At 35.8% G+C, this 20,412-nt stretch carries 11 protein-coding genes and 1 pseudogene; 4 read left to right on the forward strand and 8 right to left on the reverse strand.

Translation table 11 applies throughout. The features are described 5' to 3' along the window. Positions 1-168 (reverse strand): annotated as a pseudogene (locus DHU68_RS14475) (hypothetical protein); the annotation flags it as partial. 477 nt (positions 169-645) lie between these two features. On the opposite strand from DHU68_RS14475, the gene DHU68_RS12545 reads away from it, so the two are divergent. From DHU68_RS12545 to DHU68_RS12555, 3 genes are read left to right on the forward strand one after another with little or no spacing between them, the layout of a single operon-like run. Next, positions 646-1,557, forward strand: a complete 912-nt coding sequence (locus DHU68_RS12545) for an NADP-dependent oxidoreductase (protein ID WP_108823350.1) — start codon at positions 646-648, stop codon at positions 1,555-1,557. A gap of 18 nt (positions 1,558-1,575) precedes the next feature. Continuing rightward, the gene (locus tag DHU68_RS12550; protein WP_108823351.1) at positions 1,576-2,448 is read left to right on the forward strand and encodes a DUF1731 domain-containing protein; all 873 of its coding nucleotides are present in this window, start codon (positions 1,576-1,578) and stop codon (positions 2,446-2,448) included. A 14-nt stretch (positions 2,449-2,462) separates the two neighbouring features. Next, complete coding sequence (locus tag DHU68_RS12555; RefSeq protein WP_108823352.1) at positions 2,463-2,942, forward strand: hypothetical protein; 480 nt, start codon at positions 2,463-2,465, stop codon at positions 2,940-2,942. A gap of 70 nt (positions 2,943-3,012) precedes the next feature. Here the strand turns inward: DHU68_RS12555 and DHU68_RS12560 are convergent, their stop codons facing one another. Further along, positions 3,013-4,041 (reverse strand): pirin family protein, encoded by a 1,029-nt coding sequence (locus DHU68_RS12560; RefSeq protein WP_108823353.1) that lies wholly within the window; start codon positions 4,039-4,041, stop codon positions 3,013-3,015. A 186-nt stretch (positions 4,042-4,227) separates the two neighbouring features. On the opposite strand from DHU68_RS12560, the gene DHU68_RS12565 reads away from it, so the two are divergent. Next, on the forward strand, positions 4,228-4,761 hold the full coding sequence (locus DHU68_RS12565; RefSeq protein WP_108823354.1) for a YceI family protein: 534 nt from the start codon (positions 4,228-4,230) through the stop codon (positions 4,759-4,761). Positions 4,762-5,059: 298 nt separating this feature from the next. Here the strand turns inward: DHU68_RS12565 and DHU68_RS12570 are convergent, their stop codons facing one another. The 6 genes from DHU68_RS12570 to DHU68_RS12595 all read right to left on the reverse strand — a co-directional run bounded on the left by DHU68_RS12570 (position 5,060) and on the right by DHU68_RS12595 (position 20,285). Beyond that, entirely contained in the window at positions 5,060-5,929 is an 870-nt protein-coding gene (locus DHU68_RS12570) for a porin family protein (RefSeq protein ID WP_108823355.1), read from the reverse strand. An 18-nt stretch (positions 5,930-5,947) separates the two neighbouring features. Continuing rightward, positions 5,948-10,648, reverse strand: a complete 4,701-nt coding sequence (locus DHU68_RS12575; protein WP_108823356.1) for an FG-GAP-like repeat-containing protein — start codon at positions 10,646-10,648, stop codon at positions 5,948-5,950. Between the two features lie 22 nt (positions 10,649-10,670). Continuing rightward, positions 10,671-12,848 carry an alpha-galactosidase gene (locus tag DHU68_RS12580; RefSeq protein ID WP_185117517.1) on the reverse strand — a complete coding sequence of 726 codons (2,178 nt, stop codon included), beginning with the start codon at positions 12,846-12,848 and terminating at the stop codon, positions 10,671-10,673. Positions 12,849-12,917: 69 nt separating this feature from the next. After that, complete coding sequence (locus tag DHU68_RS12585) at positions 12,918-14,483, reverse strand: RagB/SusD family nutrient uptake outer membrane protein (protein ID WP_108823358.1); 1,566 nt, start codon at positions 14,481-14,483, stop codon at positions 12,918-12,920. A 21-nt stretch (positions 14,484-14,504) separates the two neighbouring features. Then, positions 14,505-17,651, reverse strand: a complete 3,147-nt coding sequence (locus DHU68_RS12590; RefSeq protein ID WP_108823359.1) for a TonB-dependent receptor — start codon at positions 17,649-17,651, stop codon at positions 14,505-14,507. Between the two features lie 225 nt (positions 17,652-17,876). Then, a complete protein-coding gene (locus DHU68_RS12595; protein ID WP_108823360.1) occupies positions 17,877-20,285 on the reverse strand; it encodes a glycoside hydrolase N-terminal domain-containing protein in 2,409 nt (802 codons plus the stop codon). Positions 20,286-20,412: the final 127 nt, after the last annotated feature.

Here is a 20,412-nt window from a genome sequence, read left to right on the forward strand (position 1 = left end):
CTTTAATATAGCATTGAGCTGATATAGGTAGTTTTTTCTTTCCAAGGAGAAGTTTCTCAAAACTATGCGTGAATTTTCATCATCCCATTCTTCCTGCATTAATTTTAGTCCGGTGGCAACCTGACGCATCTGACGTTTATGATAAATTCGGAGACTGAGAAAACCTTCTTCTTTGTTTTTTTTTTGATGGTCGGAATACTATACGGATACTCATAGGTATGTTTTTTAGGTTAAAAAATAAGAGACAAAAATAGAATAAAAAATAGTGCTCTCTTAGCATATCATCAAGACTATTTGTACGTAGAGACATTTATCTTAGTCTTTAAGAAGTTACCAGCAAAACACAGCGATACAATAGAACAAAAAATAGGTAAATTTTGTAGAACACTACACTTCAGACAATTGAATATGTAACTATTGCGAAGAGGGCTCAAGCCCCTCCGAGGCCACTTGAAAGACTGCGAGTTGGAGACAGCAAGCGGTAAAATCATCTGATTATAGTTTAAATAATCTCATGAATTACTCTAAAAACATTACGAGAATTTATAAATAATCGAAAATAATGACTAGGCAGTTCTAGTTTTTTAGTAAATTTAGAAAACAGTAAAATACAAGTCATACAATTTGACTCAAAACAATAGAATCATGAAAAGTACTATTTTATTTGCTCAATCTTATGGACAAGCCGATGTATTGGACTTTCTTACTCAAGATTTACCTATTTTAGTCTCAGGAATGGCACGTATTAAGGTAAAAGCATCTGGTATTAATCCCATTGATGCTAGAAGAATGACAGGTGAGTTTAAGCATACACCTCTACCTCAAACCTTTGGAACCGAATTTGCAGGAATTATTGTAGAGGTTGGATCTAATCCTAATGGCTGGTCGGTTGGAGATGAAGTTTTAGGCTCAGGCGGAGCATTCACTCATGCGACAATAATTGATGTCCCAATAGCTAACCTTGTTGCTCGTCCACAACCGATAAATTGGGAAGTGGTAGGTACAATAGCTGGTGCTGCTCAAGCGGCAATGACGATCTTGGATGAAATAGGAAAAGTTGATTCTCTACTAACACATGGAGCTTCAGGGGGTGTTGGCTCCATTACCATCCAACTGGCTAAAGAGCGTGGGATAGAAGTTGTAGCTACTGCTTCTGCTAAGAATCAGGACTATCTGAAAAAACTAGGTGCAACTCCAGTCATTTATGGAGAAGGGTTAATTGATAGACTAAAAGAAATTCATCCTACACCATTCGAAGCCTCCATCGATATGTCCGGAACGGAAGAGGCTACCCAGACATCGCTACAATGCGTCAAGGCTAATGGTTTTATAGGTTCTATTGCAGGGAAACGGCTTTCGTCACCACGTGTACAAGCTGTCTGGGTGAAAAGAAGTCCCACGAACTTAAAATATGTGGTTGACGGAATAGCCGATGGCCGATTTACTTGGGAAGTAGATAGTAATAATATTTATCCTTTTGAAAAAGCAGCCGAAGCTTATACAAATATCCTTAAGGGGCATACGAGAGGCAAAAGTGTATTGATATTTAATGAATAACATCAACTGTATAGTTATATGAAAGAAATTGTTTTAATCACGGGTGCTAATGGTTTGGTAGCAAACCAAACAGCTAAAATACTTAGCGATAAATATGAGATTCGCTTCTTAACAAGAAACCCTAATCGGGCAAATGAATACAAGTGGAACATTGCAGATAAATATATTGATGATCAAGCCCTAGACAAGATAGACTATATTATCCATCTTGCTGGGTCTAAATTAAACGACGGTACCCCTCTAACAGAAGAACGTAAAAAATTGGTATGGGATACCCGTATTGGAGCTAGTGAATTACTTCTTGAAAAATTAAAAGACAGAAATCAAAAACTAAAAGCATTCATTTCAGCTAGTGCTTTAGGTTATTATTCGTTTTCAGATAAAACCTTAGCTATTGATGAAAATGGAAGTAAAGGCAATGATTTTTCTGCTATTCTATCAGATGGTAGGGAAAAAGCTGCCGACAAATTCAAAATTCAACATGTAGCTGAGCGAGTTGTCAAATTTCGAATCAGCTTAGTTTTGGGAAATGAGGGAGGAGTATTTCCCGATTTCAAGGAACAAGTCTCTGTTTACTCACATAGATTGAGGTACATTAATGGTGTAACCTATTTTCCATGGGTACATATTGATGATATGGGTGGTATGTTTGCCTATGCTGTGGAGAATAGCTCGTTAAATGGAGTGTTTAATACTACAGCTCCAGAAAGTACAACTCAAGAATCAATATTGAAATTGATGTACTATCTGAAAGAACAAGATACCACGTCATTCAATACACTTGACACATCTTATAATGGTCAGCACTTGACCTCAGAAAAAATAATAAAAGCAGGTTATAAATTTAGATTTCCCGACATTAAGTCTGCATTAAAAGATTTACTGAAATAATAAATATTAAAAATATGAAAACAAAAAGTGACATCAAAAAAACATTTTTAGCAGGGCATCTTTTAAGTGGTCCTTACGAAAGATTATTCCTTACTCCTGAACAAGAGAAAGCCTATGTAGATAACTATCTAAAAAATCTGGATGGAGTAATAGAGTATGAATTTCGATTAGAAGAGTATTTTAATCTGAAGGTTCTTGGGCTTCAATCTGTATTAGGAAGCGTCTCTGTTGTCATTATGGCTGAAGAAGACCGTCAAAAACTACCATATTATATCCAAGAAACACGAATCATGTATATAGTAGATTCTATAGAAGAGGTATATAAAGAAGCAGAAAGAAGAGGTATTCCAATCTTGCAGAAGTACACAAAGAATATTATGGGAGGACAAGGACGTTTGGAATTTGCACCAGGTTACATAGTTGAACTTACTGAAGCTACAAATAAAGAACTATTTTTTGCAGATCCGACTGAATACGGATTCCGTCTTCAATAAAAATATTGAGCAAAAAAAGATGCCCTCCTGTATTTTTTGTACAGAAGGGCATCTTTTTATTATATCCAGATCAAGTCATCTGAGGTTTGTCTATAATCTTCCCAAATTGGTAGCTAGCAAAACGTTCTGCATTTTTATCATTGATAATATCCGATTCTTTCTCGCCCCAAGGCCATCCACCAAACTCAGTTCTGCGGTATTCCTCAAAAGCATCTACCAATTCTTGCTCTGTATTCATCACAAAAGGACCATACGCTGCAATGGGCTCATTGATAGGTTCTCCTTCCAGTAGAAGTATTTTTGCAGACGAATCCCCTGATTTAATTACTATTTCCTGATCTCCAGCCACATCCACCATGTGATTTTGAGAGATTGCTGTTCCTTCAATACTTATATCTTGGTCTCCTTCGTAATATAATATAAAACGATTCATAGTAGACGAGATATTCTCTAATTTGAACTCAGTATTAGCATCCATTTCTATCAAGGCAATTCCCAGATGATTCTTTGGATCAGCAGCCCATGAATTCTTCAATGCTCCAAGAGCCTTCACTCCATAATATTCACCCAGTATGACTTTTATCCTTACATGTCCTCCCGATGGACAGTCTAGATTTGCAACAGGAATATTTTCTGCCCAAAGCATCTTATAATCTGCTTCTGTCAATTTGTTTTTAGCTGGCAGATTAATCCATATCTGAAATAATCGTAAAGAATTCTCCTTATCATCATTCAACAAAGGGAACATCTCGGAATGCATCGCCCCTCTCCCAGCACTCATTAACTGTACATCACCATTACCATAACGACCTTTGGACCCCTTTGAGTCAAAATGATCAACTAAGCCTTCTGGTACAATTGTTACAATTTCAAAGCCTCTATGCGGATGCTGAGGAAATCCGGGAACTTTATTACCATGATACATCCTCCATGGTGCTGTTTCACTAAAATCACTCCCAATTTGTCGTCCTGCTAGATACGATTTAGGAGCCATATTACCATTTCCTTCAGGGTACTTGTCGTATATATTCGATGCAAGTATAAATGGATCTCTGATATTCATTCTTCTAGCAACTTGTGAAATACTCTTAATCTTCATTGTATATTTCCTTTCTTTTTAATTAATTTCCTACTTATATAGTTCCAAATACTATACCAAAAACACTTTTATCTATTCGAGTTACCTAATGGTTACTAATTACACGTAGGTAACCACAAAAATATCTTTGCTCTAAAAAATATATATTTGCTACATAAACTTATTGATGTATTAAAATAAAATTATATGGAAAAGAACTTAATAACTACATGGAATATTGATCCTGCACACTCACGCATAGGATTCGTTATAAAACACATGGGAATTGCTGATGTTTCAGGATACTTTTCAAATTTTGAAGTAAAAACAGAACATATAGAACCCGATTATTCGGATATAAATGTTCAGATAGCGATTGAAGCCAACAGCATTAATACCGGAATTGATATGAGAGATAATCATTTAAGATCTGCCGATTTTTTTGATGTGGCAAAATATCCCGAAATATTTTTCACTAGTACTAAAGTTGAAAAGACAGATGATACTCACGGAAAATTATATGGAGATTTAACAATACGAGGAATAACAAAAAATATTGGATTAGACATTGTTCATTTTGGAACAGTTATTAATCCAATGACAGAGCAAGAAACAGCTGGATTTAAAATTACAGGGGTGATTAGTCGTGAAGACTTCACTCTGGGAACCAGTTTTGGAGCAAACTTCATTTCAGATAAAGTGAAAATTGTAGTTGATGCAGAGTTCAGTCCCGAAAAATAATATAAAATTGAGACAGGATACATAAAGACACGACTTTTCTGAAACGAATAAAAATTATGTATAAAAGGGATTATATGCTGATAATAGATAAGTTAACAGAATCACTACATTTAGAATAAAAAATTACCAGCAAAATACAGCGACACAATTAAGGAGGGCCTTAAAATATAAACAGCCCGATTATTAGTACAAATAATCGGGCTGCTGTGATATTTATCTATTGCTTTCCACTCTCATTGTAAATGAAAAACAACTTATTATAGATATAATTCTATATGTCATCTACACTTATAATGAATCATAGGCAAAAGGCTAACCTTACTTTTATTCCAGCGGCTATTGAGTTAATTTTCTTACTTAAGATTTTATCCTCTGAGTCATTAATAGCAGCTTTGGAAAGTAATATACTATTATGAATATAATCTTCCGGCATTTCTTTATTGTATTGAATAAGCCTCTTATCATCTGCCTTTTTAATATCGTTTAGTCCATAATCAAGATATACTCCTGTGTACAAGCCCAAATCTTCGGATAGTTTCCATTTCAACCCTGTTTCTAGGGCAAGTATATAGACTATTTTAAGATCAAGTGTCCCTTTTTTATCTATACTTTTAAATGCTCCAAACCCCATAAAGTAAGGATCGTCTTGGATAGGATTCTCCCATTCCGGATAATAACCATAGTTATTAAAATCTGCATTAGTAACTTTAGATGTTTTTGATACAGGAACTCCTATTTTCATACCAGCAGAAACATAAAGACTGTGTTCATTGAATACTGGGGTTTGATATTGACATATAATTGGAATATTCAGATATGTTGCACTTTGTTTCTCCTTATAATTTTTAATAGTTGTATGAAAAACAAAATCATACTCACCATCATTTGCAGCATAGCTATCAGATAGTCCATCAATTGTACTTTTAGCTGAATAAAAAGATAATTCTAACCCGGAACCAATACTCCAGTTTTCATTAAAATTATAATTATAACCAAAGCCTACAGTACCTCCTACCCCATTCTTAGAATCACCAATATTCAAATCATACTGCAAAGTGGACAAACCTCCGGCTCCCCACACAGAAACCTCATGTGTCTTATTGTTTTGGGCGGAGAGTATGCTGCAGATCAATAGACCTGCAACAAACATTAATATATTTTTCTTCATCTTTTTTGCATTTATGTATTATTTAACAATAATCTTTAAGGTTTCTACAAAGCCGCCTGATTTAACTTTCACCATATATATTCCTGATGAAGTTGGCATATTAACGGTCGTTGTCTTGCCCTCCACTCTTTTGCTACTAAAGCATACACCTTGGAAATTATATATTTCAATTACAGCATTATTGAGTAACTCATCATCTAAATCGACTTCGACATTCAAAGGCTCAAACATCGTTATCGGATTAGGATATGCATTAACCCCCATAGGTTTAAGTTCTATATTCTCTGCACAAGTTCTTAAGACTTCGTCGTCTGTAGTGGTTACTTCTAAATAATAGCTTGCTTTATTATCAAGGAGCATATCTTTACGAGGTCCGGCTGAATAACTGGCTTTATTACCAATTTCCGTTCCATTTTTGAACCATCTATATGCTTTAAACTTATATCCTCCGTTTGTACTACTATTATTATTGGCAATAAGAGTATTATTCCATCTTACAACAACAACCTGTCCGAATTCAAAATATTTTTCAACCTTAAACTCATAAGATTTGATAATCTCCGCATTCGATTCTGATTGAACTGAAAAAGGAATTGTTTTAACACCAGGACGATCAATTGTTAACTGTATAGTCTTGTTATCAACCTCTTGTCCTTCATATAAAACTTTGGCTCCCAGTTCTTCTGTAATTATCTCTAACGATAGATTGTTTGTCCCGCAAGGAAGAGAATATGCACCTATTAAATCATCCCATTTAAGTCGATCGCCATTGACAATAATAGCCTCTACTTTAGTATCCCTTGTAAATACTTTCAATGAAGCCTTCTCGCTAACAGCAGATCCTTCAGTATTTGAAACAACACAATGATAATTCCCCGAATCTTCGAGTTTAGCACTATTTATATTTAAGAATCTTGATGTCTCTTTATCTATAACTTCATCATTCTTGTACCATTGATAAGTTAAAAAACCTCCTGATGCCTCTACCGAAAACGTTACAGATTGGTCTGTAAATACCTCAAGTGATTTCGGCTGACTTGTAATTGAAGGTTTTGTTGCTACCTCAACTTCTCTTTCTATCTTAAATACACGTACATCCTGACTAGGCACTGAATAAGGAATATCGTTATCTTCAACTTCTACAATTTGCCCTGTCCATAGTTCTTTAATTTCTTTAATTAAGCCGGACTCTACTCCTAATCTACTCAATTCTATACTACCTTCTAAGGCTGCATTATCCTTGAAGTTAAAGATGGCAAGGTATGTGTAATTCCCTTCCTCGAGCATAAAGAAACTTTCGGAACGATCGTACCCACTAGCTAAGTAACCTTCTACCGGATAGAATGACTTGCCGAGTTTAGCTATTGCATTTATTTCAGCATTAGTCGCAATTTGTAAGTTTCTGTCGCGTATCTCTTGACTACCCGGATAAGATCCTTTGAGGCTTAAGTTATCACCTAGCATGTAAAGACCTGTTATAGCTCCGGAAGTGATACGTGCTCTATTTTCTCCTTCTTTGTATAATTTGCGAGATTCTCTGTCATGAAAAATCAGATGATCGCCATCATTAAATGCATACACTCGGTCTAGCCACCAGCCAAAAGACAAGCTATTCAACATATAACCAGTATGAGACTCGTGTTCTGACATTTGTCCCCAAGTATCACAACTTATTCGTTTAGAGTGTCCATACTGAGCTGGGAATGTAGGAGCTATAGATAATGCTAAGAATATGTCTTCTCCACACAGGTCGACCAAATACTGCATTCCATGATTATAAGCTTGTACACCTGTAGTCACGCCTTCTTCATAAAATGAATCCGCTTCCAAAGTGGCATTATTTATAAAGTCTAGTTTTATATATTTAAAGCCCCATGCTTTAAATCTGTCAATATTATACTTCATCATCATCTTTGTTCCCGGATGAGTAGGATCTAATGCTTTAGATTCAATCTTAATCGGTTTCCCATTAGAATATAAATAAGCATCTTTATATTTATATTTTCCATTTGTTCCTTCCATAGCACGCTCGGCTCCATCATCGCCCCACCAGTCAGAGAATGGAGTCATATAGATACCTGCTTTTTGTCCATTTGCCTCACAATGTTTCACAAAATCTATCAACTGTTGTTCTGTGAAATTCTCATTCCACCATGAGTCTAGACCAATATATACGGCATCGCTATCAAAGCTTTTAGGGCTGAGTTCATTCTTTATAAAGTCAGAAACATCAGTTACTCCTTCATAATTCACTTTAGTTTCCATCCCGCTCCAGCTATTCCATCCAAAAGGTGTTGCTTTTTCCCATTTGCGAGGAGGAGCAATCGTAGCATTTGCATCGGCATATGCTTCCATGCCTTTTCTCCAATCCTCAAAATAACCGACTAATACTTTTGGCGATTTGAGAGATTTACCAGATATACTACCATGCTCTTTCTTAGTAGATGAGTTGATGTCTCTTGTCAATTTATGAGTTATTCCTCCAAAGCATTCAAGATAATCAATGTACCTATTGTCTTTTGTCGAGAAGCGAACTCCCGTTTTCCACACATCATGTTCTACCGAACCAATCACTAATCCGTCACGTTGTTTTCCATTGAATATAGAAGTTACCTCAAACGACACAGAATCTGTTGATAAAGGATAAGACCCATATCTTACAAAACCGTCATTATCGAAAGGAACTGTTAATACCCGATTATCAGAACTTTGAGGCAAGAATGCATTACGAGTAGTTGTTACTACCGGTGCAATATAATTACTGGAAATTGAATTATCTGATTGAACATAAGCTTCTGTCAAGAAATAATCTTTACCGGGATAGAAATAAAATACTTGTTCTAAATTAGCATCTTGTCCAGCATAAGTGAGAGTATATTTTGTGCCAGAACCAAACTTATCGCTAATACTTTCTTTATCCAATGTAGGAATTTCATAATCGGAGCTTTTTAGTGTTTTCGTATTCGTTTTAGCATGTACATATACTCCTGAAAGAATAGATTTACCATTGTAAGTATAATCTAATGTTTTGTTGCTCTCATCATATACTATCTCCCAATTTCCTTCAGCAATAGCCAAATTCCCATCACCATTGAATGTAGCTGTAGCAAACTCACTTCCTTCCTTAGCTTGATCTATTGTCTGTACTCCCCACTCATAAGTTCCTCTAGGAATATGTAGAGCATATGAAGTCGTATTTATCGCTGTTGACAGATCCGACACTTTAAGTTTTCCTGTAGTTATATCAACAGGAATAATCGTAACGATTTCCCCTTCTTTATTTTTAATATAAAGATTGTATCGAAGAGCCTGTTCCGGAGTTTCCTTATCACTGCCAGCAGTCCAAGAGAAAATTATTTTACCTGCCGAATATCGAGCTTTCAAGTCTGAAGGAGTTGCAGGCTTCGTATTCTTAGTCAAGTTTCCGTCATTCTTCCATAGTTGTAATGTTGGAGGCCAACCTCCCATTACAGAAATATCTAAATAACCATCATTGTCAATATCTTGAGTGCTAACTACTCCTCCAGATCGTACACCCGATATTGAACTTGCTTCTTTAGCGAAAGTCTGATCACCATTATTAATATAAAAAGAGGTATGTGTTCCCTGTCCTTCTCCTGTCAACACAAAATCAAGTAATCCATCGGCATTAAAATCAGCCATATCTCCCCCACCTTTTTGAATAGCAGAGACTCCTAAATCACTTCCTGTTTTTTCTTCATAAGAAATAGTTCCTTCTGTTTGCGATTTATAGAAATACAGGTTTGTATTAGTAGTCCATTGATCTCCATCTTTACGTTCCCCAGTAGTTATAATATCAAGATAACCATCATTATTTAAATCTCCTACAATAGTTTGCCCTTTCTGAGTCTGTCCCGCTTTACTTATATCACTAGACCAAGATGTTTTACGAAATGTAGCATCACCTTTATTTAAATAAATAGAGGATAATGCCGTATCAACATCATTATTCCAACCGTGAGCAATAATATCAAGGTATCCATCATTATTAAGGTCAGCAAAAACAACTCCTCCTCCTGCAACAGCATCGAAGTTTTTACCTTCTACAATTCCCTCTTGCAAAATAAATGTTCCGTTACCTTTATTATTTTTATAAAGAGAAACCTTTTTTACTCCATCTCTATCTCCTGTAACTACAATATCTTTATATCCATCGTTATCGTAGTCACCTACAGCTATAACTCCAGCATATTGACCTTCTTGTCCCGGAAATAATCCTTCAAGCCCTGTATTATTAACAAGTTCCAACTTGTAATTCCCTTTTTCTCCTCTATTCTTATATAAATGGAAAAACAGATCTTCGGATTTATTACTATTTTCATCACCTGTTGTGCCCATATATAGCAGGTCAAGATAACCATCATTGTTGTAATCTATCCAACTAAAAACAGTATTGTAAACCCCATCAACTTTTAATCCCAGAGTGCTTAGATCTGCTATGTTATTAAATCCTGATGAGGAGTTAGTCATTAAAATACCATGCTGATCCCAATTCTCGGCTCTTCCAAGAGCAACCATATCCAGATAGCCATCATTATTGTAGTCCCCCCAAGTAAAATTTCCTCGAAATATTTGAGGAACCTCCGATGGCGTTACATTTGAGAATTTTGGAAATTCTACCTGAGCCTGTAAATTTACGAAAGAAGTAAGTAACAGACTTAGTATTGCCAAGCCTTGTATTAATATGTTTTTTTTCATAAATATTGATTTTCAGAGTATACTATAAACCAACTGCCGTTATTTCCAATATACGGCTACTTAATCTATCTTTAGTAAAAAGGTCTAAGCCTACTTTCATCAGATATTCTCCGGAGAAAGTCTTTTCATTACAAGATAATTTAGATGTTTTACCAGGCATTAGATTTATTTCTTTAACCCGGTATGATTTATTTTTATCCAGACCTTGCAGTTTTAGATTCTTAAGATTGTCTGCATATCTTGGGAAAATATCATATACATATAAGACTGCTTTATCCTTTGGTTCATCTACATACATAACTGAAGCGTGATTGCCTTCGTATGGAGATGCCAAACGATATATATCACCATCATAAATTACTTCTTTCAGATTATTGTAATTCTTAACAGCGTCTTTACAGAAGGTCTGATCGTCTTTTGATAGTTCTTTTATATTGATATCAAAACCTAGCTTGCACATCATTGCAACATCTGTTCGGAATTTAACACTAGTGTCTTTATTCCAGCTTGTCACATGTGCAGCCATAGCCTTAGCAGGGAAAAACTGAGAATATCCCCATTGGATAAAGATTCTCTCAATAGGATCAGTATTGTCGCTACACCAAAATTCTGTAAAGTATTGCAAAGCATCGTAGTCTGAACGACCTCCACCTCCAGAACAAAGCATCATAGGCAGGTTTGGATATTTTGCTTTTATTCTATCCAATACATTGTATAGACCTTTTACATATTCTATGTACAGATTGTTTTGCTTATCTTTTAAGTATGGAGAATATATATTCGTTATCGGGCTATTACAATCCCATTTAAAATAGGCTATATCTGGATTTTCTGTCATTAGATTATCTATTACAGAGAAAGCATGATCTTGTACCTTCGGATTACTTAAGTCCAAAACCAATTGATTTCTGAAATAGTAAGGTTCTCTATTTGGTAATTGGATAACCCAATCCGGATGTTTTTCATATAGCTCACTCTTCGAATTTACCATTTCCGGCTCTACCCATATACCAAACTTAACACCTGCTTCTTTCGCTGTTTTCACTAAACCTGGGACTCCGTTAGGTAGTTTATTCTTTGTGACTTGCCAATCTCCTAACCCTTGAGTATCGCTATGACGTGGATACTTGTTTCCAAACCATCCATCATCGAGCAAGAACATATCCACTCCAAGATCTTTGGCTTCTTTCATCAGACCGGCTAATTTAGTTTCGTCAAAATCAAAGTATGTTGCTTCCCAGTTATTCAATAAAGATAGGCGATCTCCTTCTCCATCTTTCAACTGATACTTGCGAGCCCAACGGTGGAGGTTGCGACTACCTTGTCCTTTACCCTGATTGCTTAGAGTAAAGATAAACTCCGGAGTCTTAAAGACTTCGTTCGGTTCTAAAACATAATGAGACGCCTCTGGGTTGATTCCCGAAATTACACGAAGATTATCCAAATTATCCACCTCGAATGTGAATCGGAAGTTTCCAGTCCAAGCCAATGTACCCATCAGCACTACTCCTTCATTTTCTCTTGCTGCCTGGTCTAAACCTACTGTAAAGAAGGGAGAAACAAACATATTTGCTCTTGCTCCTAGTTTAGTATCTAAAATTTTCTTTCCAAAATTTAACTGTTGAGTACTTTCACGAACTTCATTTGCCCAATCTCCGCTAAACTCTGTCAAATGATAAGACGAGTTTCGGAAATAAAGCATTGATGAAGCATATTGTTTTATAGAAACAGCTTTCTTTTCTTTATGAACAATCTCAGTCCATGATTTTATAACATTTTCTTTTGCAAAGGTTGTATAATACAGCTTCACTTCCACCGGATAAAGATCATCCCTTAAAGTGATAATTGTTTCTTCTACGTTGTTATCTATCTTTTTAGATGTATGTGAAACGTATTTCAATATTGAAGTTAAATTTCCATCATTATGCTCAATAGAAAAAGCCGGCTCAAAATAAGAGTCAGCACCGGATACAGGATAAGTTTCCCAACTCATTCCATCTGTTTTCTCTTTCAAAGGAATATTCGTATAGTCTGAAGGAGAAGAAAACTTTTCCCCTAAATATAATTGAAACAGGCGTCCATTTTTCCCGGTTTGTAACACTAAATCCGTCTGATCTGTAGAAATTCTAATTGTTATAGGATCTGCTTTGATTGTACTAATACCAATTAGCAACATCAATAAAATAATTGTTTTCTTTATCATAGCTTTAATTTACCCCTCTGCCGTAAAAACAGCAGAGGGGAGTTATATTTATTTTACTTAATTTGATTATCTATAGCCTGGGTTCTGATCTTCTCTTGATATATCTTCGTTAAGATCGATTTCTGTATTTGGAATAGGTAATCTCATATGAAACTCTTGGATTAAACCTGCTTCTCTAGCCCATCTATTACGTTCTTTCACCAACTCAACATATTTTCCTGTACGAATTAAGTCGATACGACGCCAGTATTCTGCAAATAGTTCGCGAATTCGTTCGTCCATTATTTTGTCTCTGAACTCGTCCTTAGACATAGTCTTCCATGCCTTATCCTCAGGTAATGTTCCACCCCAAGCACGAGCTCTTACTTCGTTTACTACGGCGATTGCTTCTTCAGTCTTATCTAATTCGTTCAAACATTCAGCATAACACAGCTTTATATCTGCCAAGCGTAAAATGTGAATATTTTTACCCGAATGCCACATATTATTTATTCCTAATCCAGAATTTTCATCAGTGCGAAAATCTTCATATTTCTTGATATGCGGTTTTAACTCATCATGTTCATCACCAAGATCTTCCCAGAGAATATTACTATAGTCAGGAGTAACCCCGTTGTAAGTAAAATCGTAACGAATACTTTCTTCTTTACGCAAATCTCCTTCTTCCCACAAGCCTCCGTTTTCTACAGTTTCATAAGCAAATTCTGTAGGAAGAATTTTATCATAACCAGAAAAACTACATTTATCTCCGAAGAAAGACTGTACTGCTCTAGAACCTATTTGAAATTGTATCTTATTATTATTGGGACTTGTTGTACTATACTGCAATGCAAGTATAGACTCAGCTGTATTAGGTTTGTTGTAGTCGAAAAGATCAGCGAAAGCAACGAGCTGATATGAATCCATCATTTGCTCAAAACATTCTTTTGCCTTACTGAAATCACGCAAACCTGTTTCTTCAGGAGCTGACATATAAACTTTTCCCAACATAGCCCAAGCGGCTCCACGAGTTACTCTGCCCGAAGTATTTGTCTCAGGACTATATTCTGTAGCTCTCGTAAAATCTTCTATTATAAATTCCCATACATCTTTAAGTGGTTGGCGACCATCTCCTAACTCAAGATCTCTATCTCTGTCTTTTATTGGAATTTCTCCCCAATACATAGTCATTTCGAAACTAAAGAATCCTCGTAAGAAGCTTGCTTCTCCCATCAAATGAGCTGCTAGTGAGCCTTCGGTCAAGTCAAAAGAGTTAAGACCTTTGATAATCTTAGCAGCCTCATTGATCATAGGCCAACGCGAATCCCATTGATTTTTATTATAACCCAATTCTCCGTTAAGATTTGTATCAAATCGGTCAAAAGCTGCTTTTGTTGGCTCAGACTTCATTTGAAATGCACCTTGTTGCACCTCATCAGTTCCCATCATCATAATCAGTCCGGCCTCGTCTGATCTAATATCTCCCCATCTTGTATAAACTCCCTTTAGAACTTTTTCGATAGTTTTGACATCTGTATATACCACTTCTTCTTCCAAGTCCTTTTTACTACTTTCATCCAAAAAGTCACTACATGAAGTTATAGAAAGAAGAATTAAGGTTAATAACCATATATATCTGTTTATTACTTTCATTTTATTCTTTTTTTAATGTCCTTAAAAACTTAAATTAATTCCAAAAACATACATTCTTGAAGGTGGGTATCCCCAATCTCCAAATTCTGGATCTAAACCTTTGTATGGAGTAACAGTAAATAGATTTGATCCTGTAAAGTACAGTCTCAGATTGTCTACATGCATAGGTGTAGTCAATTTCTTTGGAAAAGAATAAGAGAGTGTCAATGTTGACATCCTCAGATAAGAGGCATCTTGAATCGACATATCTAATTCATGAGGATTGTAACGATTGTAACCGCTTGCATTAGTTATCACTTTAGGTATAGATGTATCTGTATTCTCAGGAGTCCATCGATCTAACAAATCTGTAGTTGCTATACCCATACCAACACTACCGAGTAACGTTTCGTAATAGTTCGATATTTTTTTGGCTCCATATGAATAGGTAAATACAGCAGAAAGAGAAAGCCCCTTGTAAGAAACATCGGTAGAGAATCCTCCATAAAATTTAGGATCTTTTTTACCTACAATCACTCTATCGTATTGGTCTACTACACCATCAGGTGTACCATCAGGCCCTGACAAATCCTGAGCAAATAAATCTCCCAATTCTACAGTCTTTCCATTATAGTCAAGCCCCTGCCATAGATTACGATTCCACTCTTGAGCAATACCTCCCGACTTTAGAATATAAATATTATTCAAAGATTCGTTTAAGAAAATATTTCCTTCACGGCCATCGTTGCGTATATACTGAATATCACCATATAAGCTTTTTATTTCGTTTTTGTCGAAAGAGATATTACCGGCGACATTCCAGCTAAATTCTCTGTTTTTTATAATATCGGCACTCAGAGAGATTTCAACTCCTTTATTACGCAAAGATCCAATATTCTCCCATGTATTTGTATAACCAGTAGATGTTGCCAAATTTCGCCTTAACAGCAAATCATCATTGTCTATAAAGAATGCATCTACAGACACATTTAGACGAGACTTTAGAAATACCATATCAAGTCCTATATTTGTTTGTTTTTGTTTCTCCCAAGTTAATAAAGGAGTACCTCTCAGTCCATCATTATATAGATCCGACGACGGTACTTCTGTTCCATCTTCAGTAACAGTGACCCCTATTTTAGACTTATACAATGAGCGATAGGCATATTCTGCAATATCTTGGTTACCTACAATACCATACCCTACTCGAAATTTAAGTTGGTCAAATAGTGTTTGATCTTCCATAAAGCTTTCTTCCGCAATATTCCATGCTGCTGAGAAAGAAGGAAAGATACCCCAACGCTCTCCAGGTGCAAATTTGGAAGAACCATCATAACGTGCAGTTCCTGTAAACAAGTAGCGTCCATCATAACTATAATTCGCTCTTACGAAATAAGATAACAAGGTACTTGCATTAAAGTCCGAACCAAGGCTGGATTTTTCTAAAGCAGCTGCACCTCCAAGGTTATAATACAATTGTGCATCTGTTGCAAATCGTTCTCCTTGTATCTTTGTATAATTTGACATTCTACGACTTGCCGTTGTACCTAATATAGCCGATACTTTATGTTTCTCTTTAAAAGTATTATTGAATGAAATGGTATTATCCCATTGCCAGCTTAAGTCACTCCATCTTTCATGTTTTGCTCTCGCGTCGCCACTAGTATGTCTAATCGATTCTTGAATATTACTTGGAGTAAACTCGAACCAAGACTGATCTCCATAATCCAAAGAAAAAGTTGAGCGTACATCAAACATCTTCATAATATTTGCACTGATATAATTAGATGAAGTTATACGATTACGAATTCTTTTTCGAGTAATATCTTGAGAGTTGAAAGGATTATAATTATTGTTACTTTCTTCACTAAGAGCTCTATAATAGAGTGTCAGGTACTGTTCATTGTATTTCGTCGCAGGATCACTATAAGGAGCATAATCCAATAGAGGATTAGCATACATCGACTTATTAAATACATCATCGGAAGGAATGTCATCTTCCAGCCTATTATATCCGGTACTAGTACCTACCTTCAACCATGGTTTGATTTGATAATCGGCGTTAATTCTTCCATTGTATTTATCTTGAAGGGTTCCTTTAACCATTCCGTCAACATTAGCATAGCCAAAACTCAAATAAAAAGAGCTTTTATCTGTACCTCCTGAAAAACTTAAAGAGTGATTCTGTTCTATTCCTGTTTGAGTAAACTGATCAAGCCAATCATAGTTGCCTCCTGCTTGCCACGAATTAAACTCCTGCTCTGAGAAAGCAATCCCCGGTTTCATCAAAGTATTATCAATATATTCTTGACGATTTGCTCCAGGGTTATTATACATATAGCCATTTGCAAAGGCATCAACGCGCAGTTCTGCTAGCTGACTTCCTGAAAGAGTTTTAGGACGATTAGCAAATTTAGAAAAACCTACCCACCCGTCATATGTTACTTTTCCTACTCCACTGTGTCCTTTTTTTGTTGTTACCAGAATAACTCCATTAGCTCCCTTTGAACCGTACAAGGCTGTAGCTGAAGCATCCTTTAGAACTTGTACTGATTCTACATCATTCAGATTGACAGAATTAAATCCTCCCTGATTATTTTCTATCACCATACCATCTACAACATAGATAGGATTAGACCCTGAATTGATTGTGTTTGTTCCTCTAATTTTCAAAGAAGTATCGTCACTTGGTTTTACCGAAGGGTTCACAAATACTCCGGATACACGTCCTTGAAGAGCTTCATTGATATTAGTCACTGGTCGTTCTACTAGCGTCTTACTATTGACCTGCCCTACAGCCCCGGTCAAATCGCTTTTTTTCATAACAGCTCCAACAACTACAACTTCATCTAACAGTTGAGAATCTTCAACCATTAAGATATTAAGGAATGTATTGTCTTTAATTTCTACTTCTTGGCTAACGTATCCTATCATAGAAAAATGTAGTTTTGTTCCTCCATCAACTTCGATAGAAAACTTACCATCAATATCTGTCATTGTTCCTGTTGTTGCATTTGGTATCACTACAGATACTCCTACAAGAGGTCCAAGTTCGTCCTGCACTATTCCTGTTATTTTTAGCTTAGATTGTACTATATCATTCTCCGATGCGGATAATGGAATAGTAAACAGAGCAAGTAACAAAAGAGTACAGCATAAGGCTGAAAATAATTTGTCCTTTATTCGCATAATTCGTTTGGTATTAAATAAAAATGTTTAAATAGTTTTAATTTAAAGAGAGTATATTTCTCATAGATATTACCAGTTACATAGAACAAATAGAATTATAAAAAAGCAAAAACCACAATTCCTGAATCCAAAAGAATAGCATGATTGTTTAAGTATCTTGATCCTTTTCTGTATTTATACATTTACTCTATTATTTTCTACATTTGTTTTATTTGCACTTAGTTTTCAATAACAGCATTTTAACTCTAACACATCGCCTTTTTTCATTGAGATATTTTCACCCTCATTGACTTCTATGGTAATATCATTAAGTTTATATTTAAGTTTCGAATTTTCAGGCAATTTTACTTTAAATTCGTTATCTACATTTGCTCGTATTTCTGCTGTTTGTATTTTTCCATTTTTCCATTTCATATCTATAGTAGCGCCTCCTTTTACAGCAAACCCTTTGAGGTAACCATCTTTCCACGCTTGAGGTAAAGCCGGCAGAAAATGAATATATTCCTCGTGAGATTGCAGTAACATTTCGGCAACACCTGCTGCTCCAGCTTCATTTCCATCAAATATAAACAGATCATATGGAGCTCCTGCAATCCCTTCAGGGGAGATTGTCAGCAAATTTTCACGAGTAAATTCTCGTTGCAACTGAACTAAACTCTTATAAGCCTTTTCTGCATCCAACAACCTGGCATACAGACATATCATATTTGCTCTACTCCACTCCACATCTTCCCAGCCTTCAGCTGACAATCGCAATTCGATTGTTTTTTTTGCCGCTTCTGCCAATTCCGGAGTCTTTTCCTTTGATATTTGATTATATGGGTATAAACCAAGAAGATGTGTAGTATGCCTATGATTGGGTTGAGCTTCGTCAAAATCTTCATACCATTCTTGAATTCCTCCATTACACCCTATACGTATTGGTGAAAGCTTCTCTCTTGCTGATTCTAATTCCAACCTAAACTTTTCATCTATATCTAAGATTTTACTTGCATCTATACAGCTTGTAAATATTTCATATGCCAGCTGCCTGTCAGCAGTTGTCCCCATTGATATAGACAAATGATCCCCTTTATATATGAAGGAGTTTTCGGGGGAAGTGCTAGGCCCAGCAAGTAACTCTCCTGTGTGAGGATGAAGCACCATAAAATCTAACAAGAACTCTGCATTTGATTTCAATAGAGGATAAGCTTGTTTACGCAGGAAATCTTTATCTAATGTATATTCATAATGCGTCCATAAATGTGTAGCTATCCACGAACTCGCTAAAGGGAATAGCCCCCAGTTTACGCCATCGCCAGAAGCTGTATATCCCCACACATTAGCTATTGTATGGGCAGTCCATCCTCTGGCTTCATACACTTCACTAGCTGTACGAGATCCGTGTAGTGCCAAATATTCGATATATTTAAATAAAGGAGTATTCAGCTCGTGCAGATTTCCAATATTAGAAAGCCAATAGTTCTGTTGTGTATTTATATCTAAATGATAGTCGTTAGCCCAGCCCATATTACATGCCAAATTATCATTCCAGATCCCTTGAAGATTTGCAGGAAGTGGTGAATCTTCACGTGAAGCTGCAATTAATAAATATCTGGCATAGTTGAAAAACAAAGCATCAAGACCAACATCAGTCCCTCCGTCTTTTACTTTTTCCCATCTTTCATCTGTTGGTAATTCCCAGTTAGGACTATCACCCAAATACAGCTCAGCACGATTGTAAAGCTGCTGATAATCTGCCATATGTCGTTCTTTGATTGTTTGATAATCTTGAGACAAGATATTTTTCACTTTCAAACGACTATCTTTTACATATTCATTATTATTATAGTTAGTTCTCACATCAAAAGCTAATATCACTTCCGTTGCTTTTTCAACAATCAAGACACTATCTTTTATCGTAATTTTTCCATCTTTCATTGCCACTCCCAGATTTCCATGAAAATCGACACCAGACAATCCCTTGAAAGACACTTTTCCTTCAAATTCAATTCCCTCCTCTGTTTCATAATACTTAACTCCTCTATACATATCGAATAGAAGAGAGAATGATATACTCTCTTTTTTATCTGCCGAAAAGTTTGCAACAAATATCTGATCTGGATTACTACAGAAATATTCTCTAAGATAATGAACCCCACCTTTGCTAAATGAGATTGTATTAATGGCATTATATAAATTCAACTCTCGCTTATAATCAATTACATCTTCATTGCTTGAATATAAAAAGTTTAAATTTAAGTCGCCTAAAGGGACATGAGAGCCAAACTTTTCGCCATTACCGGCTAAATACTTTGTTGCTAAGTCATTCCCTTTTCTATAATCTCCATCAAAAAAAGATTGCCGAATCTCATCTACAATCTCTTTTCCTGCTGACCGGTGCATTTTATCATTATACTGTCCGGACCAAAGAGTTATTTCATTGAGAGTTATTATCTCTTTTTCAATCCCCCCAAATGTTGTGATACCTAACCTTCCATTGCCTAATGGAATTGACTCCATCCATTCTTGAGCCGGCGTGTCATACCACAACTGATGGACGCTATCTTTTTGTTCTTTTTTGATGGATTTGTTACATGCTACACATAATATAACAGAGCATAACAAACACAGAGGGAGTCTCATATTCTTCATTGGTATTACGTTGGTTTAAACACAAAGATAGCCTCCCCTAGTATATCAAGGTAGGAATAATAGCTCAGAAGATAGTACAAATGTTCATTTACTGCACACACTCAGTACAATAAGGGTTCGTTTATAT

It is taken from the genome of Dysgonomonas sp. Marseille-P4361, from assembly GCF_900343125.1.
Lineage (GTDB): Bacteria > Bacteroidota > Bacteroidia > Bacteroidales > Dysgonomonadaceae > Dysgonomonas.